The 26556-nt window shown below is 51.0% G+C and carries 15 protein-coding genes and 1 pseudogene; 8 read left to right on the top strand and 8 right to left on the bottom strand.

The features are described from left to right. Nucleotides 1-92: pseudogene (locus tag H6F86_RS15020) on the top strand (IS1 family transposase); the annotation flags it as partial. Nucleotides 93-108: 16 nt separating this feature from the next. Here the strand turns inward: H6F86_RS15020 and H6F86_RS15015 are convergent. Both H6F86_RS15015 and H6F86_RS15010 read right to left on the bottom strand, forming a co-directional pair. Continuing rightward, nucleotides 109-447, bottom strand: a complete 339-nt coding sequence (locus tag H6F86_RS15015; RefSeq protein ID WP_242033537.1) for a S26 family signal peptidase — start codon at nucleotides 445-447, stop codon at nucleotides 109-111. After that, entirely contained in the window at nucleotides 444-806 is a 363-nt protein-coding gene (locus tag H6F86_RS15010; protein ID WP_190449420.1) for a VOC family protein, read from the bottom strand. Before H6F86_RS15010 ends, H6F86_RS15015 begins: the two co-directional genes overlap by 4 nt. Before the next feature lie 283 nt (nucleotides 807-1089). On the opposite strand from H6F86_RS15010, the gene H6F86_RS15005 reads away from it, so the two are divergent. Continuing rightward, the gene (locus tag H6F86_RS15005; protein ID WP_190449419.1) at nucleotides 1090-2877 is read left to right on the top strand and encodes an N-acetylmuramoyl-L-alanine amidase; all 1788 of its coding nucleotides are present in this window, start codon (nucleotides 1090-1092) and stop codon (nucleotides 2875-2877) included. 28 nt (nucleotides 2878-2905) lie between these two features. Here the strand turns inward: H6F86_RS15005 and H6F86_RS15000 are convergent, their stop codons facing one another. Next, on the bottom strand, nucleotides 2906-4834 hold the full coding sequence (locus tag H6F86_RS15000) for a DUF3685 domain-containing protein (RefSeq protein WP_190449418.1): 1929 nt from the start codon (nucleotides 4832-4834) through the stop codon (nucleotides 2906-2908). A 264-nt stretch (nucleotides 4835-5098) separates the two neighbouring features. After that, the gene (locus H6F86_RS14995) at nucleotides 5099-7096 is read right to left on the bottom strand and encodes a hypothetical protein (RefSeq protein ID WP_190449417.1); all 1998 of its coding nucleotides are present in this window, start codon (nucleotides 7094-7096) and stop codon (nucleotides 5099-5101) included. A 667-nt stretch (nucleotides 7097-7763) separates the two neighbouring features. On the opposite strand from H6F86_RS14995, the gene H6F86_RS14990 reads away from it, so the two are divergent. After that, nucleotides 7764-10895 (top strand): PAS domain S-box protein, encoded by a 3132-nt coding sequence (locus H6F86_RS14990; protein WP_190449416.1) that lies wholly within the window; start codon nucleotides 7764-7766, stop codon nucleotides 10893-10895. A gap of 5 nt (nucleotides 10896-10900) precedes the next feature. Continuing rightward, nucleotides 10901-12061 carry an ATP-binding protein gene (locus tag H6F86_RS14985; RefSeq protein ID WP_190449415.1) on the top strand — a complete coding sequence of 387 codons (1161 nt, stop codon included), beginning with the start codon at nucleotides 10901-10903 and terminating at the stop codon, nucleotides 12059-12061. On the opposite strand, the gene H6F86_RS14980 is transcribed toward H6F86_RS14985, so the two are convergent. Together H6F86_RS14980 and H6F86_RS14975 are read right to left on the bottom strand one after the other, a co-directional pair. Then, nucleotides 12028-13638, bottom strand: a complete 1611-nt coding sequence (locus H6F86_RS14980; protein ID WP_190449414.1) for an ATP-binding protein — start codon at nucleotides 13636-13638, stop codon at nucleotides 12028-12030. The two genes, H6F86_RS14985 and H6F86_RS14980, sit on opposite strands and share 34 nt — an antisense overlap. 268 nt (nucleotides 13639-13906) lie before the next feature. Beyond that, nucleotides 13907-15925, bottom strand: a complete 2019-nt coding sequence (locus H6F86_RS14975; RefSeq protein ID WP_190449413.1) for a sodium:proton antiporter — start codon at nucleotides 15923-15925, stop codon at nucleotides 13907-13909. Nucleotides 15926-16476: 551 nt separating this feature from the next. On the opposite strand from H6F86_RS14975, the gene fbp reads away from it, so the two are divergent. The 4 genes from fbp (at nucleotide 16477) to opcA (ending at nucleotide 21898) form a co-directional block, all read left to right on the top strand. Further along, entirely contained in the window at nucleotides 16477-17529 is a 1053-nt protein-coding gene (fbp, locus tag H6F86_RS14970) for a class 1 fructose-bisphosphatase (RefSeq protein ID WP_190449412.1), read from the top strand. A gap of 87 nt (nucleotides 17530-17616) precedes the next feature. Further along, on the top strand, nucleotides 17617-18762 hold the full coding sequence (gene tal / locus H6F86_RS14965) for a transaldolase (protein ID WP_190449411.1): 1146 nt from the start codon (nucleotides 17617-17619) through the stop codon (nucleotides 18760-18762). A 105-nt stretch (nucleotides 18763-18867) separates the two neighbouring features. After that, nucleotides 18868-20397 carry a glucose-6-phosphate dehydrogenase gene (zwf, locus tag H6F86_RS14960; RefSeq protein ID WP_190449410.1) on the top strand — a complete coding sequence of 510 codons (1530 nt, stop codon included), beginning with the start codon at nucleotides 18868-18870 and terminating at the stop codon, nucleotides 20395-20397. Between the two features lie 169 nt (nucleotides 20398-20566). After that, complete coding sequence (gene opcA / locus H6F86_RS14955; RefSeq protein ID WP_190449409.1) at nucleotides 20567-21898, top strand: glucose-6-phosphate dehydrogenase assembly protein OpcA; 1332 nt, start codon at nucleotides 20567-20569, stop codon at nucleotides 21896-21898. Nucleotides 21899-22044: 146 nt separating this feature from the next. On the opposite strand, the gene H6F86_RS14950 is transcribed toward opcA, so the two are convergent. Beyond that, nucleotides 22045-25086: a UPF0182 family protein gene (locus tag H6F86_RS14950; protein WP_347240412.1), complete on the bottom strand. Its 3042-nt coding sequence runs from the start codon at nucleotides 25084-25086 to the stop codon at nucleotides 22045-22047. Nucleotides 25087-25182: 96 nt separating this feature from the next. Then, nucleotides 25183-25626, bottom strand: a complete 444-nt coding sequence (locus tag H6F86_RS14945; RefSeq protein ID WP_190449408.1) for a hypothetical protein — start codon at nucleotides 25624-25626, stop codon at nucleotides 25183-25185. Nucleotides 25627-26556: the final 930 nt, after the last annotated feature.

The raw sequence follows: 26556 nt of genomic DNA, 5'->3' as shown, positions 1-26556 counted from the left end.
GTAAAACCTTGTCATTCTCCAAGAAGTTGAGTAACCACATTGGAGCAATTTGGTATTTTGTGCATCATTACAATGCCTCTCTTCGTTCTTGACCATTACTATTCAGCACTACCAAATGATTAAATCGCCCCGTTTAGGAGCATGGGAACAGTAAGCTGTTTTATCAATAATGAGGCGATCGTTCACTTGCAGCGTTGGCAACATTGCCTTTGAAGAAATGTAGCGAGCTTCGGTGACAGCAAGACAATTTTTTAGCGAAGGGTCTAGCCAACGAGTGATGTCTTTGAAAATAGCAATACATTCAGCCGCTGTCGGTTTCTGGTTGGGTGTAGGACAAACCGCAAAGGCAGGGTCGCTAAAGATGCCAATCAACCCCAGCACAGTCATCAAGGAAAAGAGCTTAGACGATCGCAACTGGAACTGTCTCAAGCAAAAGCTTTGATTCATAGTTCCCCCAGCTCAATCACATTGCCGTCTGGATCTTGGGTGAACAGTGCTGCGCGTCCAGAGGCACTCATTTGCAGCGGGCAGTTCTGAGCCAACAACCGCTCTTTTGCTGCTTCCAGGCTGGCGACCGAAAAGGCAATGTGTCGGTTCCGTCCCCACTTTTCGGGATTATCTAAGCCTCCCTGGCTGTTACTAGCAACCATCAAATGAATCTGAAAGCCAGCCACTTCGTACCAGGCTCCAGGGAAGCGTAGGTCACGATCGATTTTCTCTAGCCCCAGTACTGATTCGTAAAAGTGCTGCGATCGCTCCAGGTCTGAAACCAGCAGTGCCACGTGCAGACAGCGAGTAATATTCATAATCAGTCAGTTTTTGCGTACTTACGTACAGCATACCGAACTGCTTCTTCAGCGAAAAACATTTGGCCACGCAACAACTGCTGGCAAGCCAGAGTCAGCCATGCGCTATTTAAGTGCGTTTGAACAGCGTTCTCTATCGTGGAATGCATGCGCGTTTGCGATCGCAATCCGATACAATGCGACTGCAACTCAGTACCTTGTCATTGCCGACGGTGGCACTGCATACGGTTAGCCTTGCAGAAAGTTGCTGCCTCAAACTTTGATACGCCGTTCTACGCAGTTGATGAAACAATTCTTTGTCCCACTCTCCTTTTGTTTGACGATCGCTAGCAGCATCGTCGCAGCCCCCATCCATGCTGCTCAACCGCTCTATGTTGCTTATCCACCGGCTAACCATGAGACTACGTCCGATCGCATTTTTCTGATTGGTACGGCACCACCCGGAGGAACCGTTTTGGTGAACGGCACGGCGATCGTTCGCAACACAGCCGGGCATTTTGCGCCAACCTTTCCGCTGCAAGTTGGCGTCAATCAGTTTGATCTGCGCTACGGCAAGCAAGCCGTCAAGCTGACGGTAACGCGGTTAGCTGCTGCATCAGAGCCGCCACAAGGATTAACGTTTGGCACTCTTAGCCCTGCTGTCGATGTGGCTCGCTTGCCCAATGAATTGCTTTGCTTTACGGCGATCGCACCGCCTACCGCCACCGTGGCAGTCAAACTCGCCGACCAGACGATTCCCCTTGTGCCCCGCCCACAGTCGATCGCCTTGCCCGACAACGCTGCCGTTCTAACTCAGCAAAACCAGCCCACGATCGCGGCTGGACGCTTTGAGGGCTGTACACGCACCGTTTTGTTGGGCGACCTGGGTAAACCCGAATGGCAACTGACGCAGAATGGACAGACGATCAAGCAAACTGGCTTTGGCAGCATCAAAATTTTGTCGCCTACTCGGTTAGAAACTGCCGTTGTCACAGCAGAAGCTGGTACGGCTCGTACGGGGGCAGGCACAGATTACTCTCGTTTAACACCTTTACCAAAAGGGACGCAAGCCCTCGTAACAGGCTCTGAAGGCGACTGGGTGCGGTTAGACTATGGCGCGTGGATACGACGTAGTGAGGTGCAAATTTTATCTACTGGCGCACTGCCAACATCGCTTATTCGCAGCATTAAGGCGAGGCAGACAGGCGGCTGGACAGAAGTCATGTTTCCGCTGCAAGTACCCGTGCCCGTAAGCGTGCAGCAGGGCGATCGTACCTTCACGCTCATTCTTTACAACACCACGGCGCAAACCGATATTATCCGGCTGGATGACGATCCACTCATTGCCCGTCTCGACTGGCAGCAAAGCGCTCCAGGGCAAATCCAGTACACTTTTAACCTCAAGTCGAGCCAGCAGTGGGGTTACAAACTGCGGTACGAAGGCACGACATTAGTGCTGTCGCTGAAGCATCCGCCCACTGTCGGGAGTCGGGAGCCGGGAGCCGGGAGCAGAGGAGCAGGGGAGCAATTCAAAACGCTCTCTGGCACCAAAATCCTGCTCGATCCAGGGCACGGTGGCGCGGAGGATTTGGGTTCCAGAGGACCCACGGGCTATCCTGAAAAAACGGTAGCGCTGCTGATGGCGAAGCTGGTGCGAGAGCGTCTACAGCAGCGGGGTGCAACGGTGTATCTGACTCGCGAAACAGATGTCGATGTGCCGTTGCAGGACCGGGTGGCAATGATTGAGAAAGTGCAGCCAACGGTGGCTCTTAGTTTGCATTACAATGCACTGCCTGATAATGGTGATGCGGTGAAAACGAAGGGCATCTCTATGTTCTGGTACAACACTCAAGCCCATAGTCTGGCAGTGTTTTTGCACAATCACCTGACTAAAACCTTGAAGCGATCGTCCTATGGCGTGTTTTGGAATAATTTGGCGCTGACTCGTCCCGCAACAACTCCAGCGGTGCTGCTAGAACTCGGTTTTATGATCAACCCAGATGAGTTTGAGTGGATCACCAATCCAAGAGAGCAACAACGACTGGCAACGGCGATCGCCGATGGTGTCACACTATGGCTACAGAAACCGTAGGCGGACAGCCATCAGCTATCAGCCCAAATTACCGCCAGCGTTCGCTGTTGCGGTTGGGCTTTGTATCCTGCAGGGCGTTGCCAATCCCTTTGATCATGCCGCGCCCAATGAGACCAATGCCGCGCCCAATGACTTCAGTCAGCACATAGACCACACCTCTACCTAAAAACGAAATCGCAATGCGTAGTCGAGGCGCGATCGCATCGCGGGCTTCAAGCGCTAAGGTCACGAGAAACGGTAGACCAGCTAGTTGCGCTAACTCGTCGCTACGCGGTGCATAAATGGCGGTTTTACTAATACCGTTGTCTGTCAAGACAAGCAAATTGAACTGGCTTTCAAAAATAGCTGTTGGTTCTGCAAATAGGCGATCGGTCCGATATTTCCAGGATAAGTCATTGCGAAAACGTTCAACATCACGACTGGAAAGCAGCCGTTTGTCATAAAACGTTTGCTTGATCGCTACAAGATCACCAAAGCGATTAAGTAACGGCTGCATCACTGCATTGGCAATTTGCAGCATTACATTTTGTAGCAGCAGTTCCATACGTGCCATTGCTTCTACAGTGCCAGCCGCGTAGTTTGCATCATCGATCGTAAGTGGCGTTTGAAACAGTAAGTGAGCTAAAAACTCTGGAAACAGCGGCATTTTGTCGAGAATTGCAGTCTGCACAATATCTAGATCTTGCAGCAAAACAGTGACGACATCGATCGGCTGTGTCCCCATCTGCACCGTATAGTATTTGCCAAAAAAATCAATTACCGTTGCTTGCCAGATATCTTGCAAAATAACGCGGTGCCTTATTTCAAGCTGTTCTGGCGGCAGGTTTGAAAGACGCAATGCTTCCAGGCTGGCTTGCAGCGATCGCAGCACGGTATAAAGCAATTCGCGCTTTTTTTCGTCTTTCAAAACATCAATTTCCAGAGCCGTAGCAGTAAGGTTTGGTAACCTGTTTTGTAGCTTGGCAACTGTTGCCTGAAACAGGGCTGCCATTGGTGATTGAATGTCGTTGACGATCGTCTCCGCGAGTGCAGTAGAACGCTCGTCTGCTAAGGGTTCGGAAGGGTTGGCTATGGCTTGGCTACGGCGGTCGGGCGGTAGCGATCGACTTGCGTCAGTTGGCGGTGGCACTTGTGAGCCGAGTTCTGGTGCTGACTCATCTGATGTCTTTAACAACCGCTTGACCAGCCAACGAGCCGTACGCAGTTCACGTCGTTGCCCTTCTAAAACCAACTGATCCAGGACTGACCGATTAGCTGTTTGCAACTGGTCATCCAGTTCGGCGATCGCCCGCTCAATTTGCCGCACGCCTGACTCCCGCAAGTTGCGCCGCCAGACCGTCAGCAGATTTTGGCTTCCTGAGATTGCCGGGAGCGTGTTTTGGGGAGCGCGATCAGTGAGTGGTCGAGCCGTTTGCGCTGTTAGTGAAGTGGTATTCGGAGCTGGTGTATTGAGAGACTGGGCGATTGCCTGGATGCCTTCTGTCCAGTAAGGTTGCCCAGACGCGACTTGACGGATGGCTGTCACCAGTTCCGTCACGCTCGTTCCTTTCAAGCAGTAGCCACCCGCACCCGACTGAAACGCAGTCGCTAACCGCGTCAGTTCTAGCGTTGCTCCTAACAAGAGCAAAGGTGTATCGGCATACTGCGTCCTAAGCTGCTGACACAGTGCCAGCCCAAGACCCTGGCTGGCTGTTGTCTGCCCCAGGTCAAGGTTAAGGATGATTAAATCGAGCGATCGTGCGGGGGCAACAGAGCGATCGGCTGTCTCCATTTCATCCGGCAACTCTCGCAGCAGTTGCAGCGCCCTTGCAGGCGAATCTGCCTCTAGTACAACCTGCAAATCGTCAAACGACTGTAGACAGGCAGCTAGCCCCAACCGAAACACTGGATCATCCTCAATCAGCATGAGCCTGCACACACGGTTCTGCTGACGATCGGCATCGCGTGAATGGCTCATACGGTCGCCCACCCTGCGGTAAAGAGCAAACAGCAAACAGCAGAAGACAAAGAATCCGCTCCAACAAGGATACTGTATAAGTTCAGTGGGCAGTCGTCAGTGATTCAAAAGGCAGCGGGACTAAAGGCAGAAGGCAGAGGACAAAAGGACTAGCTGCGCTAGACGTTACCATCCTCTTTCCGCTTGACCCTTTCCCTTCTCCACCTCTTGTCCCCCTCACCTCATTACTCTTTTACTCTTCCACTTGTTCACCCTTCTACACTCCTACGGCGGCGGTAGATCTTGCGAGTCGGGCGCTTCAACTGGAGAGTTATAGCCTGAAGAGGGGCGACTAGGTTCTGGTAATGAGGATGGCTCATCGCGGCGGGAGCGACGTTCCCTTAGGATGGTGTCGCGTTGGTCAGACCAGCGAGCGATCGCGCTTTGGGCATCGTCATACAAAGCTCGTCCGTAGCTAATTTCAGAGGCAAGGCTGATGGCTCGGGTGAGACGACCTCGGTCGGCTAGCGCTCTCGCTTCATCAAGCAGGGATTGGTCTTCGGCAATTTGAATCTGAGCAATCCAGTCGTTGGCAGCGGCTTGCGCGTCTTTGTAAAGCGCTCGATCGGCGCGAATTTTGTTGGCTGTTTGGATGGCTTCTGTCAACTTGTTCTGCTTTGCCAGTGCTCGTGCCTGGTTCAGAATGGGTTGGTCTTCAAGGGTTTGAATCTGGCGCGTCCATTTAGCGATCAAGTTTTGAGCTTCTAACCGTAGCGCTCGTCCCGGTGCAACTTGCCGTGCTTGAGCGATCGCGGCATTAAGCTTCGGCAGTGTGCCCGCCGCTGCTAACTGCTGCGCCTGAGTGACGTAAGGGCGATCTTCAAGCTGCTGAATTTCTTTGCGCCACTGAGCGATGAGCGTTTGAGCATAGAGCCGCCGAGGACGACCAGGCGTAATGGGTTGTACTAATGCGATCGCGCTCTGGAGCGTTGGAAGCTGCTTTAACCTGCCAACTGTCTGGGCCAGTTGAAGCTGGAGCAAATCTTGCGTCTGCTGCTCTAGCCGAGGTATAAGGACTTTCGTTTGGGCAGCAAGGGGGCTATCTGCCCGAATTTGCCGTACTTGAGAGAGTGGTAGCCAAAGCTGCCAGAACTGCTCCAATAGGGGCGTGGTCATCAGGTTACTGGTTGCTAACGGCTGGGCACGACCAATCCAGAGCAGATCGCGAGCAACGGGCGGCAACGGCAAACTAAAGGGCAATGACTGAGCACTGACGATCGCCCCTGCCATATCAGCCTGCCCTAACTGGGCTGTCAGGCGATTAAGTAAAAACTGTCCCCAGGTCTGAATATCCAACTGAGCAGCGCTACGGGCATAGCTGGCAGGAAGACGCTCTGCTAGGGCAATCGCCTTGCCAATCACGACTACATCTTCGGGTGCACTGGCTGCGATTTGGCGCGCTTGCTGCAATTGCTGGTAGGTCGTGCGTTCGGTGACCAACTGCTGACGCAAGCGATTAAGATTTTGTCGCGCATACTCGTCATCTAGCCGGGTCAAAGCCTGCATCTGTAGCGTCGCTGTTTGCCAGTCTTGTTGCTTCAAAGCCCTTTGAATCGCAGCATTGATCGTCTGCCCAAGATTTTGCGCTTTTTGCCAGCCCAGCAGTGCTGTTTGCGCATCGGCATGAAGGGGGCTGCTAGCCGGAATTTTTTTTGCCAGGGCGATCGCCCCTGCCAGATCGCCTTGACCCGCTTTGGTGTCTGCGATCGCTAGCAACGACTTTGACCATTCTGTAACATCACGGTTGGCGCGATGGCGGAGGGGATGATCAGGCGACCAGTTTTTGACCAGTGCCAGTCCTGCCAGCAGGGCTTCTACCTTGCCCGATCGCGAGGCTTGCTCAGCGCAGTAAAGCTGCTCACTATCAGAAGCAGGCGATGGCATTGTTTGGCAATTGGGCACAGGTGGCAGTGTCGTCAGCCACAAAAAGGCTGCCACACCCGTGCCACCACAAAACGCCAAAAGACATAGCCAAACGAGCGGTGCTGCCAAAAACCGTAAGCCTTTGGTGACCTGAGCCGGGAAGCGAGGGCGACGCAACGGCTGCACGACGTTTGTGCCACGTTGTTTCCTGGCGGTGCGATCGCGCTCCTTGCTCGCTGCCGTTGGTGCTGGTTTAGCAACCGTGTCAGCAGTCTGCTTTTCCACTTTGGACTTGCCTGCTTTTTGAAGACGAAATTTAACGGCTTGTACCCGCGATCGCTTGACTGTTTTTCCTGCCATAACACCAGCTTCCGCACTCTAAAAATCTAGCGGTTAGCTCAGCACCCCTACTAGAACCAACGCGATCCCACATCTTAAGACAGCCAGAAGCAAATGGTCACACTGAAGTCAGATAGGCGGATGGTTTGCAGCTACCAGCTTTTAGCCATTTGCCGTTGCTTTAGTGTCTCTACTGACTGTTTATCAAGTGACCGTTCATCGAGAACATAGCTATCAAACCTGTAAGCAGCTTGCCGCTCTCTTACAGGTTGAGTGAACGATGTTGATGGGAGCGATGCCACTGTAGACCGTGCCGATATTGTATTAGCTACAACTTGTTTTGCGGCGATCAGGCAAAAAACTTCTGCAAATTTGCCACAATTGAAGCGATCGCTAGCTGATGCAAAAATCTGTCACATAGCAAAAGGATGAAGGATACGGAAGCTTCAGGGTTTATATCTGTTCTAACGTTCTCTTCGACTACTAGACCATCCTCCTGACGATCGCAATCAACGTGTCAGCATCAGCATCGTCAGTCAGCAAAATTCTCTGGCTAACCACTGGCTGCCTTTGGCTAAGCGCTGACGTTGAAGTTCTGCCCCCTCTACCGTCTTAACTCCTGCTGCGCTTGTAGAGCGAACTGCCTTTTCTGCCCCTGACCGCTTACAAACGCCTGAGGATGGCTGATATGCCTAAGTCTGTTTCATCAGTTGACAGTAGCCCTATGCAGGCAACCCTGAGCCAACTAGCACTAGCGCTGGATCGTATTGAAGAAGCCGTTGTCTGGACAGACGCACATGGGCGAATTCAGTGGTGTAATGCAGCCTTTGAGCAGCTTGTTGGTGCCACCAGTGCTTTAGCCGGACAACCGCTCGTGCAGGTGTTGCCTCTGACGGTCAAGAGTGAGCGGCTCTCTTCAGCGTTGCATCCAGTAAGCCACTGTCTAGCAACCAACCAGGAGCTAAACGGGCAGTATGGCTTTTCTCGGCACGATCGCAGCTTTAGGCTGACCCTTACCGTTACCCCCTTACCAGATGTAGAGGGTGAGGAATTTGGTGAGACTGACTCTGGTGAAACTGGTAGCAGCAAAGGCGTGATGGTGGTGATCCGCGACATCATGATGCAGCTTCTCCTCCACCGATCGCTGCAAAAAACGGCTCTGGAGCTAGAGGAAGCGGTTCGTAGCCGCACTGCCGAGTTAAGCAGAATCAACCGGCGGATGATCAATATTCTCGAAAGCATAACTGATGGTTTTTACACCCTGGATGAAAACTGGTGCTTTACTTACCTCAATCATCAGGCGGAACAGATCTTGCAACGATCGCGAGTAGACTTGCTGGGCAAAAACATTTGGGCAAGCTTTCCTCAAGCTGTAAACACCATCCTCGACAGCAAATATCACCAGGCTGTAACCGAGCAGTGCAGTGTTACCTTTGAGGTCTTTTATCCGCCGCTTAATGCCTGGTTTGAAACGCGCGCTTACCCGATCGCTCAAGGACTGGCAGTGTACTTTCGAGACTTCAGCGATCGTCAACGCCTGGAGTCTGAGCGTCAACAAGCCGAAGCTGCCCTGCGTAAGAGCGAGCTATGGTTTCGTAATGTGTTTAACACCACAGCCGTTGGTATGGTGGTGATGTCACCTGAGGGTGTGATGTTGCAGGCAAATGCCGCTTACTGCCGCATGATCGGCTATACCCGCACTGAACTTTTAACCAAAACCTGTCAGCAGATTGTTTATCCCGATGATTTTGAGCAGGGGCAGGTGCAACTGCAACAACTCCTGGCGGGAGACGTGACTGCGTACCACCAAGAGCGGCGCTACTTCCATAAGCACGGGCACATTGTCTGGGGCTTACTGAGCGTCTCAGCCGTACGCGATGAGCAGCAGCAAGTCCTCTACGTGGTGTATCAGATCCAGGACATTACGGATCGCAAGCAAGCCGAAGCCGACTTACGTGAGAGCGAGCAACGCTTTCGGAGTGTGTTTAACACGACTGCGGTTGGTATGGTCGTTGCTTCCCTTGACGGTGCCTTTATGCAGGTCAACGCTGCGTACTGTCAAATGCTGGGCTATACCGAGGCAGAACTGCTGACGCGGACGTTTCACGCCGTTGCTCACCCTGATGACTTGGGTCATAACATAGCGCAAACCAAAAAAGTGCTGACAGGAGAGCTTTCGGCTTACCACATAGAAAAGCGCTACTTGCATAAAAAAGGGCACATTGTCTGGGGTTTGATGTGCCTTTCGCTGGTGTGCGAAGCACAGCAACCCTTGTATTTTGTTGTCCAGGTGCAGGATATTACCGATCGCAAACAGGCAGAACTGGCGCTCCAGACACTCAATCAAGAGCTAGAAGAACGGGTGCAAAGCCGTACTGCTCAACTTGAGGTGTCGAATCAACAGTTGCAGGCTGAGATCGCTGGGCATAAGCAAACTGAAGCTGCATTGCGTAAGAGTGAAGAGTGGTTCCGCACTATGTTTGACAATGCGCCGATCGCCATCAGCCTTGCCGATGTCTACACCTACCACGTTTTGAAGATTAATCAAGCTCATCATGCCCTGTTCGGTTACAGCGATGCGGATCTTGCAACCATGACGTATATGGAGTACACCCACCCGGATGACGTTGCCCTGTGCCTCGACCTGATTCAACAGCTGCTAGACGGCTCGATTCCCCGGTTCCAAATCGAAAAGCGGTTTTGTAAAAAGGATGGGACTTGGATCTGGGCAAATTTGACAGTCACCCTCCTACGAAATCCCGATGGTAGCCTCTACAGCATGGGCATGATTGAAGACATTACGGCGCGTAAGCAAACCGAAGCCGCACTACAATTGACGCAATTCTCGATCGATCGAGCGGCTGACCCAGTCTGGTGGGTGCAACCAGACGGTTCCATCTATTACGTCAATGATTCTGCCTGTCGGGATTTAGGCTATCCCCGTGAGGCAATCATTGGCAAGCAGGTATCTGACTTTAATCCAGATTGGTCAATTCAAGACTGGCAACAGCACTGGCGCGACGTTAAAAAACAGGGTTCCTTAACGTTTGAGACACGACTTCAAGGCAAAGATGGAATGCCTTTTCCGATCGAAGCAACAGCTAATTATGTTGCCATGAACAACAAGGAATACTACTGTTCGTTTGTGCGAAATATTACGGCTCAAAAACAAGCTGAAGAGCAGCTAAAGGCATCTTTAAAAGAAAAAGAAATTTTGTTAAAAGAGATTCATCATCGTGTCAAAAATAATTTGCAAACAGTTTATAGCCTATTGAGTTTGCAAGCCAACGCGCTCCAAGATCCTCAGCTAGTCTCACCATTTAAAGATAGCCAGTATCGAGTGAAAGCGATGGCGTTGATTCACGAAAAGCTTTATCAATCCGAGAATTTAGCTAACATTAATTTCAATGAGTATGTGCAGCGTTTGGTTGCAGATCTGGTGCGGTCTTATAGCACTAATCCTGCGATTCATGTCGCGATCGAGATTGCTCAGTGTGAGCTGGCAGTAGATATCGTCTTGCCGTGCGGCTTGATGATCAATGAATTAATTTCTAATGCACTGAAGTATGCGTTTCCATGCGATCGCGGCGGCACGATTCAAATTAGCTTTGCTGCACCAACCCCCCAGCAGTATCGGCTAGTCATTGCTGACGATGGGGTGGGTCTTCCAGAAGACATTGTGTTTTCTCACGATATATCTAGTTTAAACACACTTGGTCTTCAGCTTGTCCATGCGTTTGTGCGTCAGTTGCAAGGCACCATCACGCTCGATTGCACTGGCGGTAGCCGCTTTGAAATTTTGTTCCCCCCCGCAGGCTAACAAAGATGAGTGCCAAAATTCTTGTTGTTGAAGATGAACCCATCATCGCGCTAGACCTTCAGCAACAGCTAACCAAACTGGGGTATACAGTGGTGGCGATCGCCGACTGTGCTGAGCAAGCGCTGGCAGCCGCAGCACGCTATCAGCCGCATCTTGCACTAATGGATATTCGCATTCGAGGCGACAAAGATGGCATTGAAACAGCCGCCCTTCTAAATGAACGGCACAGCATACCGATCGTTTTTCTCACTGCCCACGCAGATGCTGCTACCATCCAGCAAGTGAAAGCGGTACAACCGTATGGTTACATTGTTAAACCGTTTGAAATTCATAATCTCTCAACTGCCATTGAAATTGCACTGACCAAGCATGAGGCAGAAAAAGTTACGCAGGCGGCGCTTGAAAAAGAGAAAGAACTCAATCGCTTGAAGTCTAATTTTATTGAGGTTGTTTCTCACGAATTTCGTAACCCTTTAAGTGCAATCCTGTTAGCGCTGGATCTGTTAGAGCGTCACGATAGACAGTTAACGATCGAAAAAAAACAGGTCTACTTACAGCGAGCCAGAGTTGCGGTTAGTCGTATGATGCAACTATTAGAAGAAGTGCTAGTGTCGAGTCAGATCGATGCAGGCAAGCTCACGTATAACCCAGAACCGCTGCTGGTAGAAGCGTTTTGCCGTCAATTAGTTGCCGATTTCCAGCTTGCTATTGATACTAAAGCTGCTCCCAAGCACACTATCACTTTCACGCAGATTAGTAATGCGGTCGATCACCCAACGCTCTACAACCTGGATGAAAAACTGCTGCACCATATTTTGACCAACCTACTTTCAAACGCGATTAAATACTCTCCTCACGGCGGCAGCGTCACTTTCAAGCTGATCCATGAAGCCGAGTCAATTACGTTTCAAATTCGTGATTGCGGTATTGGTATTCCCAAAGGCGACTGTGACCAACTGTTCAATCGCTTTTATCGCGCCAGCAATGCCAAAACTATTCCCGGTACTGGGCTAGGGCTGTCGATCGCCAAACAATGCGTCGATGCTCACTACGGCAACATTACAGTCCAAAGCGCTATCGGCATCGGGACAACGTTTACTGTCACCCTTCCCCTTTCGGTAGATGGAACCCCTCACCCTGAGGGTGGCAACGGTTGTTTGGGATGAATGGGCAGGAGTACGGTAAAGGTAGACCCTTCGCCCGGTTTGCTTTTTACCGAAATAGAGCCACCACAATGAACTAGGAGTTGCTGAACGATCGTCAAACCCAAGCCAGCCCCGCTCGTCTCTTCTAAGGATGCCTGCCGAACGCGGTAGAAGCGATCGAAGATTTTGGGCAGATCGTTAGGAGCCATGCCAATGCCTGTATCGCGCACTTCCAGGTTGACATAACTACCCTGTTTTTTAGCGCGTACCCATACATTTCCCCCAGTAGGTGTAAATTTAATGCCGTTATGCAGCAAATTGATCACAATTTGCTTGAGCCAGTTAGCCATGCAAGCGATCGATGGTAGGTCTTCTGGCACTGTGTATGCTAACCGCACACCCTTTTCTTCTGCCAGTGGTTGATAAGTGCTAACTACACCGGGAACGATGTCTGCCATGCGGATCGACTCAAGCGCAGTAGGGCTAACAGCCTGGTCAAGCTGCACTAAATCGAGCAGGCTAGTAATCAAGGAACTCTGGCGATCGCACTCTTTTTCAATAAGTTCCATGTAGCGCTGACGCTGTGGTGGCTTTAAGCTAGGCGAATTGAGCAGCGTGAGAGCCGTTTTGATTGTAGTCAGCGGTGTTCGCAGTTCTTGCCCCACCGTGTTGATAAAATCTGCTTTCGCTCGCAGTGCGTTGCTCAATTCCTCTTTTTGGATTTGGAGTATTTCTACCAGATCTGCTTGCCGTCGGTAGGCGGCATTGCGTTGCCAAACCTCTTCCTGCCGCTGCACCTGCTTCATAAACAACTGCCCCAGCGTGGCTGGATTACTTGGAGTGATAGCCATTTCACCCGTTAGCTTCTGCCATTGTGCAACCGCATCAGCCAGTGCCAGCTTAGGCTGTATCTCGCCTCCGCTAGCAGAGGCGATCGATGATGTAGGAACAGTCATAGTTTCTGCGTGCGCCAAGCCACCAATTACCTGTGCAATTAAGCCTGCGTCAAACGACGAGAGTACCAGTAGATGCTGTCGTCGCTCCTGACTATCGCCGATCGCACCAGCAGCCATTGCCTCTGCCAACCCGACACCAGCTTCTATAGCGTTAACAGGTGCTTTTGCAGGCTGGGCAGAGCGTGGACGGTGCGCGAGAATGCAGCCCTGAAAGTTTTCTGCCCATACCAGCAGAAAGTACTCTCGTCGAAGTTGGCTTTCGGGTGCCAGCAACAGTTCCTGCCATGCAGCGGGTGGAGTCTCTGCCACACCCGCTAAAAGTGAATCAGGGTCAGCAGCAGGATCGGCGATCGCGCTGACTAAAGTATCGTCTGTGCCTTCTTCTCGCGGGTTCTTAAAGACGTATAGTGCTTTAGCCACGCCTGCTAAGGCGCTGTACTGTGCCAGTTCCGTTTGCCAGACTGCGCCCCTAGGTAGCTTTGCCCACACAACGGCTGGCAGTTCGCGATCGATCAGAAGTTCTAGTACGGCGCTGAAGGCGGCTTTGAGCGTGGTCGGGCTAACTTGAAGGAGTGGGAGCGCCGGATCAGTAGCAAGCGCTAACTCGTACAGCGATTGGTCGGGGGCTGGGGATGGTGACATGGGTTGCAGATAGAAACAGAGTGGCAAACTTTAGCGCCTCAACTCTGATCAAACGATGACCAGGGCAATTTCAGAGCAAGCGGTAATCAAAGCAAGCGACAATTTATTGTAGAGAAACGCAGTGATTCTGCTCATTCTTTTGTTGTTATGCCCTCAACACTACTTAAATACGGGGAGAGCGCCGATCTGGTCATCGCTCTTGCCTACTGCTTCATCAACACACACGTTGAACGCAATTGTATCAACTCTCAACCCAAGTGCAACTGCGTTACTCTGGTTTAGCTCGCTCCAGCGCTGCTTCTACTAGGGGTGCATCAGGTGGCAGTGTATTGGATGGCAGAACGCTCACGGTTGCTAAGGCTTCCTGCTGCGGCGGTATTTCAGTAGCGATGCTGCTAGCGGTGACGGAAATACTCTCAACTTCGGGCAGTGTTTCAAGCATGAGGCGGGGCTGGCTAGAACCAGACAGTAGCTTCAGCAGCTTTGGCTTGGGGTCATGTAGTAGGTAAATGAGGCGATCGTCCGTCTGCAAAACTTCTTCAGCCGGAACAATCTGTAAGCAACCCTGCCGTTCGAGGAGCAATGGTAACAGCGTGCCACCCATGATGAGCGATCGTAAATATGCCTGTTGTACCTCCGTGTCTGTCTCCCGCAGGACGGTCTCACCCAACTTCACGGCACCATCGCTAATGTACTCATTCCAGGTTCTCAGCATAGTATGTGGTGCAAATGCCTGCTGAATCTTCGGTTCGCTAGTTACACCAGTCCCCGTACTAATCTGTGGATCGCGGGGAAAGACTGCCAGCACGCGAGGCGGACGAAATTCTTCAGCCGCTTGACACGCAATCACGAGATTCACTGCGCCATTGTTCGTCATGGCGAGAAAGGTGCCAACCTGACCCAGACCCGCTTCTTCCAGTACTTCGGCATCCAGGGCACTGCTAATAAAAATGCGTCGCTGCTCTCGTTCTGCTTGTTGTCTTGCTTCCGGTGCGGTGTCAATTAAGGTAACTGGTTCATCCCGTTCATCAAAAAGGCGAGCAATTAGCAAACTGAGTGGATTACAGCCGACGATCACGGCTCCAGTGACTTCGCTTGAGGTGATTTGCAGCAGATTGGCAGCCCACTGAGCAGTCAGCGCCTGCACAAAAACGGTCAGAATAATGGTCAGAAAGACTAGCGCTTTGATCGAGTCGCCGCCATTAATACCATTTTGGGTCAGCGAAAGGGCAAAGAGTGACGCGATCGAGGCTGAGACGATGCCTCTAGGCGCAATCCAGCTGACAAACATTTTTTGTCGCCAGTTTAAGCCGCTCTTCCAGGTGCAACACCAGACATTCAACGGACGCACGATGAACATCAGGCTCAGGACAGTGATCACCCCACCCCAGCCCAAGGCGATGACACCGGCGATCGACAGATCGGCTGCCAGGAGAATGAATAATACTGACACAGCCAAAATAGTGAGTTGACCCTTAAACCGCTTCAGCAGCCGCTCTTCTGGCACCGACGACGCTCTCAAGACAATGCCTGCCGCCACCGTTGCCATTAACCCCGCCTCACTTTGAATGCTTTGTGCTAACCCAAACAGTCCCCACAAGCCTGCCAGCACTAAAAGCGCCTTTAAATCGTCAGACAGGAACCGTGACTGTTTAAGGATGAAGCCGAGTAGCCAGCCTCCCACAATGCCGAGGCTGCTACCCGTGCCTAACCGTAGCATCAGCCCACTTGCCACACTAAGCGGATCGGCATTGCCGTTCAGCAGAATGTTTAGCACTACCACTGCTAAAATCGCGCCGACCGGATCGATGAGCACGCCCTCGCCTTCAAGCAACGCCGAAACCCGTCGATCGACCTTTACCTGCCGCAGCAAGGGGTTAATGACGGTGGGACCCGTGACCACAACCAGCGACCCATAAAGAAACGCGATCGCCCAGGGAAATTCGCTTAAATAGTGCGCCGTTATACCGGCACCTATCAGTGTTATCAGTGTTCCAATGGTGACCAGATTCCGCAAACTGCCAGAAACCCTTCCCAGATCTCGCAACTCTAGATTGAAGCCGCCTTCAAACAAAATCACTGCCACTAAAAGCGAGACAATTACATCCAGCCCCACGCCGAGGCGATCGGGATACAGTAGCCCCAAGGCACTTGGACCCAGCAAGATGCCAAACAGCAGTAAAAAAACAATGCCAGGAAGCTTGAGAAACTCCGCCAGCACCTGCGCCCCAATGCCCGCAATGACGGTCAGAATGATTTGCAGCGTGATATCTAGCGATGATTCCATAAAGGCGATGGCGACAGACGATCGAGCAAGGCTAAAACGAGCAACGCTAAAGCCTCATTGTACTGGTGTGTGTTATTGCCAAGAGTGTCACGATCGCGCCCAAAATGCTTGTCCAGCGCTAGAAAAGGGCGATCTAGATAACTGCTTCTAGATTCAAAATCATGCTCAGATAATTGGAAAGAAGCGATCGCTCATCAATTTGACAAACCTGACACTCAATCGCAATCAAATTGCTGACCCTAGCTCACTACAATCACTTACTAAATGCCAGAGCCCCGATCGTGCTGACAATACGATGGTCACGAGGCAATGGTCAGGTCAGTTGGCTTTCTCAGATCAGAGTTTAGCTGCCATTTTTAAGCTCACGCTGCAAGCTAAGTGCTGCACGCTACAAAGCATGTGCGCTGCACTACCAGAACTGCGATCGCTTTCTGTAGTTGTTCTAAAGGAAGTGCCATTCTTCTCATGCCTTCCTAAGATAGAAGGTGGAACCACGATGCATACTAAGGCAGAGTTGTTCCGACCAAGCTCGGCTATCAGGAGGTTAACCAATGGTCGAAGCCCACGAATCGCTAGATTATGAGTACGCGCTCGATCACGACTGCACAACCCTGTCACGTCACGTTTTTCAGCAACTTCAGAGTTTTTCCGCTGATGCACAGGATTTAAGTGCGCTCATGAGTCGCATTGCGCTGGCAGGCAAACTCATTGCCCGTCGTCTCAGCCGTGCAGGATTGATGGAAGGTGCCCTAGGCTTTACGGGCAGCGAGAATGTGCAGGGCGAGTCTGTGAAGAAGATGGATGTCTACGCTAACGAGGTGTTTATCTCCGTCTTTAAGCAAAGCGGCTTGGTGTGCCGTCTGGCATCCGAAGAGATGGAGAAGCCGTACTACATTCCTGAAAACTGTCCGTTAGGACGCTATACGCTGCTTTACGATCCGATCGACGGCTCCTCCAATGTCGATATCAACATTAACGTTGGCTCCATTTTTGCCGTTTGCCAGCAGGAAGGAGAAGACCTCGACGGTACCGCAAGTGATCTGCTGCAGAGTGGACGCAAGCTGCTTGCAGCAGGCTACATTCTCTATGGTCCCAGCACGATGCTAATTTACTCGATCGGTAAAGGGGTTCATGCGTTCACCCTTGATCCCAGCCTGGGCGAGTTTATACTGTCTAGCGAGAATATTCGGATGCCCGATCACGGTCCCATTTATAGCGCAAATGAGGGCAACTTCTGGCAATGGGATGAGTCAATTCGTGATTACATTCGTTACGTTCATCGTCATGAGGGTTATACCGCTCGCTATAGCGGTGCGTTGGTAGGAGACTTCCATCGCATTCTGTTCCAGGGTGGTGTCTTTCTCTATCCCGGTACAGTCAAAAAGCCAGAGGGCAAGCTGCGGCTGCTTTATGAGACAGCTCCACTGGCATTTTTGGCAGAGCAAGCAGGCGGCAGAGCCAGCACTGGCACTCAGGACATTCTGGATGCAGTGCCTGACAAACTCCATGCCCGAACACCACTCATCATTGGCAGTAAAGAGGATGTGGCGTTAGTGGAGTCGTTTATTCACGAGCGATCGCGACAAGCGATCGCCGCTCATTGACGAAAGAGTTGTTGGTTTTTGGTTGTTAGTTGTTAGACCAGAATTTGACGCTGATCACTAGGAACTTTGATATTAGGAGTAGAGACGATGACAACGAATCATCTGTTAGAGATTAAAGAGTTGGGTCAGAGCATCTGGATGGATAATCTGGCGCGGGATCTCATCAAATCTGGCGACCTGAAGAAGCTAATTGAAACCCGTGGACTGCGGGGCATTACTTCTAATCCCGCTATTTTTGAGAAGGCAATTGCGGGTAACGCCATGTATGATGCCGACATCGAAGCCGGGATCAACGCGAAGAAGCCACTGCTGGAGATCTATGAGTCTCTAGTTTTTGAAGACATTCGCAATGCCTGCGATATTCTCAAACCGATTTACGATGAATCGGGTGGGTTAGACGGCTATGTCAGTATTGAAGTACCACCCGACATCGCACACGATACCGAGAAAACGATTTCGGAAGCCCGTCGCTACTACGCCGCGATCGGCAAAGAAAACGTCATGATCAAGATCCCCGGCACCTCGAAAGGGATTCCAGCCGTGGAGCAGGTGATCAGCGAAGGGATCAACGTTAACGTTACGCTGCTATTCTCCGTCAACAGCTACGTGGAAACCTTCTGGGCATACATCCGGGGGTTAGAAAAGCGTGTAGAGAAAGGCGAGGACATCAGCAAGATTGCGTCTGTTGCTAGCTTCTTCCTGAGCCGCATTGATTCCAACATTGATGAAAAAATCGACGCAAAGCTGAAGCAAGGGGCATCTGAACCCGGTAGCCGTGAGCGCCTGTTGACAATTAAAGGAAAAGTAGCGATTGCTAACGCAAAGATTGCTTACCAGGAGTATAAGAAGATCATCCAGAGCGATCGCTGGCAAGCCCTTAGCGCCAAAGGCGCAAACGTGCAACGCCTCCTCTGGGCAAGCACAGGCACCAAAAACCCTGACTACAGTGATGTGATGTACGTCGATGAACTGATTGGTTCTGATACAGTCAACACGTTGCCACCAGCTACGATCGAAGCCTGCGCCGATCACTGTAATGTCGCTGACCGTATCGAAACTGACATTGAGGAAGCGTATAACCTGATCGAAAGCCTCAAAGATCCTGATATCAACATCAACCTTGATGAAGTCATGGACGAACTCCTTGTTGATGGCATCGATAAGTTTGTCAAACCTTTCCAGTCGTTGATGAAGTCCCTCGAAGACAAAGTGAATCGACTGGCAACTGTATAGTTGTTGGTTTTTGGTTGTTAGTTGTTAGGGTTTCTGTCTAACAACTAACAACTACCAACCCCTCCTTAAGTCAACTTCTCAACTCCAACTTACCTGCGCTCATTTATGGTTACTCTGCTCGAAAATCCCCTTCGCATTGGTCTCCAACAAGACCGCATTCCCGAACCGCAGATTCTGATCATCTTTGGTGCCTCTGGTGATCTCACCCAGCGCAAGCTCGTACCCGCCATCTACCAAATGAAGCGAGAGCGGCGGTTACCTCCAGAGCTGACGATCGTTGGGGTCGCTCGTCGCGATTGGAGCCATGACTATTTCCGTGAGCATCTGCGCGAAGGGGTTGAGGAATTTGGGGGCGGGTTGGGTTCGCAGTCAATCTGGGATGACTTTGCCAAAGGTTTGTTTTATCAGCCCGGCGATATTGACAACCAGGACGATTACCAAAAGCTCAAAACCTTTCTGGCAGAACTTGACCAACAGCGTGGCACACGCGGCAACCGTGTCTTTTACCTCTCCGTTGCGCCCAAATTCTTTGCCGAAGCCATTCAGCAGCTTGGTGCAGCCGGGATGATTGAAGACCCTAAAAAGCAGCGCCTTGTCATCGAAAAACCCTTTGGTCGCGATTTGAATTCGGCTCAGACGCTCAACCGGGTGGTTCAAAAAGTCTGTGATGAGCAGCAGGTTTACCGCATCGACCACTACCTGGGCAAGGAGACGGTACAAAACCTCATGGTGTTCCGCTTCGCAAACGCTATTTTTGAGCCGCTGTGGAACCGCCAATTTGTTGATCACATTCAAATCACAGTTGCAGAAACCGTTGGGCTAGAGGGTCGTGCAGGCTACTACGAAACGGCTGGTGCGCTGCGCGACATGGTGCAAAACCACCTGATGCAGTTGTTTTGTCTGACTGCAATGGAAGCACCCAACTCGTTAGAGGCAAACAGCATTCGCAACGAAAAGGTGAAAGTGCTGCAAGCTACCCACCTGGCTGATCTGGAGACGCTCGGTAATTCTGCCGTTCGGGGTCAGTACACAGAAGGCTGGATGAAGGGTAAACAAGTACCAGCGTATCGGCAAGAAGAAGGGGCAGCCGCCGAGTCTACTACGCCTACCTATGCGGCACTCAAGCTGACGATCGATAACTGGCGCTGGAAAGGCGTACCGTTCTACCTGCGGACGGGCAAACGTATGCCTAAAAAGATCTCCGAAATTGCCATTCAGTTTAAAGAAGTGCCGTTTTTGATGTTTCAGTCGGCAGCAAAGCAAGCAAATCCGAATGTCCTCACGATGCGAATTCAGCCGAATGAGGGGATTGCGCTTCGTTTTGAGGTGAAAACGCCTGGAACCTCGCTGCGAACGCGATCGGTTGATATGGATTTTCGCTACGACACTGCGTTTGGACAGGCAAATACTGATGCCTACAGCCGTTTGCTTGTGGACTGTATGCTCGGCGACCAAACCCTCTTCACTCGTGGCGATGAGGTTGAAGCCTCCTGGCGCATTCTGACTCCCCTTCTCAATGTCTGGGATGCTCCCGCTCCGCCCGAAAGTATTCCTCTCTACGAAGCTGGTACCTGGGGACCCGTTGAATCAGAACTGTTGCTTAATGCCGATGGGCGAAACTGGAGACGACTTTAAAGAAGGGATGAGGGATGAAGGCTAAAGGATGAAGGCTGAAAGCTTTAAATTTCGAGTTTTGAGTTGAGAGAACAGACATGAGGAACCGTTCTAAGTTCAACCCTCTGCCTCCTGCCCTCTGCCTTCTGCCTTTCTCTAACCACTAATAATTAATCACCAACCACTGACTATGACGACTACTCCACTTGTTGCCCTACAAAGACCCAAAGACATTTCTCTCGACGAAATCGAGGCAGAGCTAAGTGCGATCTGGCATAGCCAGAGTGCTGATTCGCTGAATCAGGGTCCTACCAGAGCCTCGACTTTCAGTATGGTGATCTATGAGCCAGAGGAGTTTCAGCAACTGTTGGCAGCGTTGGGGTTTTATGAAGGTCCGATTGATGGCATTCATGGACCAATGACCAAAGCGGCAGTGCAGGATGCTCAAAAATCCTACGGACGCTCCATTACAGGACGGGTTGATCCTGGCACACTTGCCAAACTGCGAGAGGAGTTTGCTAAAAACCCGATCGATCGCATCAAATTTGACAACCCCAATACACGGGGCTTTAGCATTAGCGATGCGATCGCTGTGCAAAATCCCGGTCGCATTATTACCCTGTGTCCTATTTTGGGCGAAGATCAGGGCGTAACGGCTCAAGTATCTGCTTACTGCCCGGTGCAGCAAGGCAGTAGTAATCACCTCATTTGCTGTGAGTACATCACCTTACGAGGCACCAAAGCTGCTTTAGAACGAGTCGGGGGGTTAGTCGCGTCGCTAATGATGCCAGACCTGCCCAAATTTGTCTGGTGGAAGGCAACCCCCAACCCCGATCAAGTCCTTTTCAAAACGCTTGCCGACTCGTGCAACTGCTTGATTTTGGATTCCTGTTACTTTAGTGATCCAGAATCGGAGTTTCTCAAGATTCACGAGTTGATTGATGAAGGCACCTACATTGCTGATCTAAACTGGCATCGCCTGCAACCCTGGCAGGAACTCATGGCAGCCGCGTTTGATCCGCCTGAGCGCCGCGCTTCTTTGATCGAAGCAGACCAGCTTGCGATCGACTACGAAAAAGGCAACGCAGCCCAGGCGCTCCTGTATCTGGGATGGATCGCTAGTCGGCTTGATTGGCAACCGATCGCCTTTGAAGAGACGGGCGGTGACTATGACCTCAAACACGTCACCTTCAAAGGAGCCAATCAGCGCGAGATCACCGCAGAGCTAGCCGCGATTCCCACAGCCGATTGGGGCGAAATTCTGGGTGATCTGGTGGGTATTCGTATTACGTCTACCAATCTGCAAGCAGACTGCTGCACAATCCTCTGTTCCGAAACTACAGGCTGTATGCGGATGGAAGCGGGCGGTAGTGCCCAAGCGTGCCAAACAGAAGTTGTTTCATCACTGTCTGATCAAAAGGCTGAGTTTCTGTTGAGTCAGCAATTGCAGCGCTGGGGACATGATGTACTGTACGAAGAAAGTTTGGCAGTCGTTGCCAAAATTCTTAAGCTGCGTGGGTAAGCAGCTAGGTGTAGTTATTGGTAAGACGCATTTCGACTTCGCTCAATGCTCTCAGTCCTGTGTATGAGCAGGTTGAGCGCAGTCGAAACCCGCTTTCTAATCGCTTCAGGGTCAGTTTGAAAGGTCTGTTGGGACGCTGCTTAAGACTACTGAACCGCAGGTTCTTCTACAGGACGAACGATCGTTGAGTCTGGAGTAACCTGGGGTCTAAAGATGGCTTGCAGCGATTCTTCTAGGGTGGGAGCCATTACAATCCGGTTTTCGTAGGCAACAATGACTCGTACCAGGGTTGGCAGACTATTTTGAGCGGCTTCCAGATACAAGGGTTCTACATACAGCAGCGATTGTTCGATCGGCACAATGAGTAAATTGCCCTGAATTGCCTGTGAACCCTGGCGATTCCAGAGGGAAATTTGTTGCGAAATCACTGGGTCCTGGTTAATACGCGCCTCGATTTGCTCAGTCCCATAAACCAGGCGTTCTTTTGGAAAGGTATATAACAATAATTTGCCGTAGTTCTCCCCGTCCGATCGCGCAGCTAACCAAGCAATCAAGTTGGTACGTTGGCGCGGCGTGTAAGGCAGCAGCAGAATGAACTCTTCAAACGGCACACCCGGCAAACTGGTAATGAGGTAATAAGGTTCAACGGGACGAGCTTTGTTACCATAAACTTCATTGGGAATCTGCCACTGGTCTTCCCGGTTGTAAAACACCTGTGGATCAGTCATGTGATAAACCAGTAGCCGCTCTGATTGCAGCTTAAAAAAGTCCACCGGGTAGCGAAGATGGCTCTGCAAACTTGCGGGCATCGCCGTGAGTGGTTTGAAGAGACTGGGAAAGATGCTTGACCAAGTGGTAATGATTGGGTCAGTGGGATCAGCAACATAAAAAGTTACAGAGCCGTGATAGGCATCGATGACGGCTTTGACAGAGTTGCGGATGTAGTTAATGCCTTCGCTCCCTAAGTCAGAGTAGGGATAGCGATCGCTCGTCGTATAAGCATCCACAATCCAGTAAAGATAATTTTGATCCGTCGCCCCAGCTTCAGAAGCGTCGGCTGTTACCAGATAGGGATCGCTGTCATAGCGTAGAAAGGGAGCGATCGCCTGAACCCGATGTTTGATGTTACGCCGGAACAATACCTTCGTTTCGGACAAAAAGTTGCGGGTAAACAAGATTCGCCAGTCGCGCAGATAACCAGCAAATAAGCCCTGCCGCCACCAGGAACCAATGTTGATGCCACCCCGACCACTGTAGACAGTGTAGGCATTGTCGCTGCCGCTGGGATAATCTAACTCCCGCGTTAGCGTTTGAGTCATAACGTAGGTGTTGGCAATTTCACCGTAATAAATGCGGGGTTGACCAATGGGAATACTGGCACGAACCGCAGGGCTAGAGGTTGTTAGTGCTTCCGCTTTGCCCCCCGTAATATCCTTCACAAAATACTCCGGCAGACCGCCAGCCCCAACAGTATTCACTGGGCTAAGGGTAAAGCCATAACCGTGTGTGTAAATGAGATGACGGTTGACCCAGGTCTGTGCTTCTTGAGGAACGGCGCTGTAGTCAAGTTCCCGTGCAGCGATGAGCACCTGCCGTTGTTCTGTTGGAGCCTTACCAGCATCGGGGATTGGGCGATCGCGGGGCGTTGTAGGCGGACGAGCAGGCACATCAGTTTGCAGGGTGTAGCGATCGATATCTGCGGCAGGAAAACGGTAGTAGGGACGAATCTGTTGCAATTGACGATTCGTTTCCAGCAGCGGTCGTTGATCCCACAAGCGAATGTTGCGAATGGTCAGCTCATTGGCAGCTAGGTCTGCCTCGGTCAGGTTTCCCTGGGGGTCAAAGTTCTCAGCGTCGATTACTTCCAAGCCAAACGCCTGACGGGTGAGCGCGATCGTGCGTTCAATAAAGGGACGCTCACGCGCCAGTTCATTCGGCTGCACAATCAAATACTGCACGGCTTCAGGCACAACGACCCCGGCAACAACCAGCAAGCCCAGCAAACCTAAGCCTACGTTCAGCCCGAACCAATGGGGTAACCTGCGAGACGACTTAGGTTGCCAGAGAACGGTACGCCACAATAGATAGAGCGCGATCGCCAGAGCGCTCAGACTCAGCCCCGTATAGATGGGAAGTTGCGCCACCACATCGGTATAACTTGCACCAAATGCCACGCCACGGGGCGAATACAACAATTCATACCGACTCAACCAATAGCTCAACGCAATGGCACCCAGCAAACCGCTGCCAACCCCACATAGGTGCCGCTGCTGCATGGACGAAAACCCAGCAAAGTAACCTTGACTCAAGCTGCCGCCTGACAACAAGTAAGTCAGTGTGACCGCAAGAAAGGTATACAGAAACAGCCCAAACAGCCACAGTTCAATTAATTCCCATAGCGGTAGGGCAAAGATGTAAAAACTAATATCCCGCCCAAACAGCGGTTCTGATGTGTTGAATGCAGTAGGATGCCAGGCTTGCAAAACGATCGCCCACTGTTTTGACAACAACCACCCAAGCAACAGAGTGAAGATGACCGCGAGCGCCCCCAAACAAAAGCGAGGATAAAGGAGCAGCACGATCGCCAATCCCAATACTCCACCTAGCAGCCAGCTTTGACCAAGCAACGGGGCGATCGTCTGCCAGAGATGGCTGGGGTTAAGGCGAGACGCAAAGGTGCTAGAAAGCGTGGCACCATCCTGCCAGTAGTGGATGGCAAGCTGACCGTAATACAGCAGCAACAACCCCACCAACACGCTAAGCCCCAAGACAAGGGGCAGGAGCGATCGCAGCCCTAAAGCAGCACTTGACGGAAAAGATGATGGGGAGACGCGCGATCGCAGGACATAAGGAGCAAAAAGCGACGGTTTGTGTGCCTCACTTCTAAGCCCATCACCGTCACGAGCTGTCGGCGCAGGAGCAGTCCGTAATCGCTGGGCTAAGACCAGATTACCCAGCAAGTAAACGGCTGTGAACCCCGTCACCACGACTAAAAGAACCAGTTGCACCTGAGATTTGAGTAGGAAGACAGAAAGGTAAGCGACCTCCTGAAACCAGAGGAACTCGGCTCCTAAACGGCAAACTAAATCAAGTAGTAGCCCTATTCCCAGGAGAACAGTAACCAGTTGAAAGAGGCGTTTCCAGTTCACAGGCATAACCAGCCACAACAGCGGCAGCAATCGCTCCAAGAGCAAGTTCTCAGAATCATTCTCATCCTTACAGCTTTGCAAGCTAATCAGCGATGATGCTGATCTAAAGATCGGTTCTGAAGACAAACGTTGGGCTTAAATGATGCTACTAACCGACCATCCTAGAGTTAACCCTAGCAAGGCAGTGATCATCAAGAGCCAAAATGATTTAACCACACTGAAGCCGCCGGAGCTTAACTCTAATCTGGTTAACGTTTCGGCTGCAAGAATAGTAACCAGCTTCAGAAAAATGTGGATCCATAACAGCATGACAGACAGTAACGCCGCTGCAACAACTAGCAATATAAAAGCGCTGGTATCTGACCGTAACCAATGCGAAAACCACTGTTTAGACTGAAACTGGGGAAAGGTAAAAACCATTGTTACTAAAAAGACTCCAGCGATCGCTAGTGTCCAGTTAACCCAGATAAAGGGAAATTCTGCCAGGAACATCCCTACCGTACTGTAGGCAGAAAACAGCAGGATTAGCGCAGCCCATGGAAAGGTTTTTGTTAATGATCTTGAAGAAGAAAGTAGCATAGTATGATTTCCTTAAAGAATGGGAATTAAATAAGTTCGATATTTGGTACGGGCGGGTTTTGTTGTCAAAGCCATTGCAGGATGCCGTTTGGTCTGCTAAGCCGCCCGTATAGTTTGCGGCTTGATTAAATTCACGATCCTAAGCAAGTTTTTCAGCGTCTTCAAGTGAAGGATGCCCCAGAAGGAGCGGTGAAACCTCCCACTTAAGAAAAGTCTTTAACGATGCTTTAGCTAATTTCAAACATTTAATAACAGTCTTTCTAGCGAACGTTGAGAATGGGGAGTTGCAATAAACTCTTTCCCTTCTTTCCTTTTTGCCTATTTATTAGTTGGAGCAAGTCAATTTCGATCGAGGCAAAATTTTTGTTTGTTAGCAGCATATTGATGGTTTCTCTCGCCACACCAGTTTCGGTTCCCATTGCTATGTCAATATGCACTTGTTCTAAGCAGGGGTATCATGCACTCCTCCTGTCATGGTGCCAATTGCGTCTCTTGACTGCAATCCTTCCATCGGGCATCGCTTTTGTGCAAACGCGGCTCTGGCAAAGTCGGGCAAAGGTTGAATCCAACAAACACTTGCAACGATTTAGAGTTACTCATCTCAGCTCATTGCTGCTCAATAACCAATGAGTTAACTGCCTCGCAATATGACCCGTGCGATCGTGCCTCTTTTGACAACGGTTGAGAATAGCTCCCAGAGGACTTTGGAGGTAAATGATTTTGCTGTCACTGCTCTGATGCAGTATTGCCAGTATTGAACTGCGACCCAAACGGAGTGCTATCTCAAAGAGGCAACCATTTGTTGATCTGAGTTTGCTCTGGTGCCGCTTTACACCCCATAAATTTCTCTCTTGAGAGATAGTTGCTGCAAACGCTTAATGTGATTTGCGATACAGAATTACGGTTAGCAGAATTGATGAAATGTACCCA

This window comes from Phormidium sp. FACHB-592 (assembly GCF_014695795.1).
Taxonomy (GTDB): domain Bacteria; phylum Cyanobacteriota; class Cyanobacteriia; order Leptolyngbyales; family Leptolyngbyaceae; genus Stenomitos.
The sequence above is the reverse complement of the archived record's forward strand: the minus strand, read 5'-3'. Positions and strand labels throughout refer to the sequence as shown.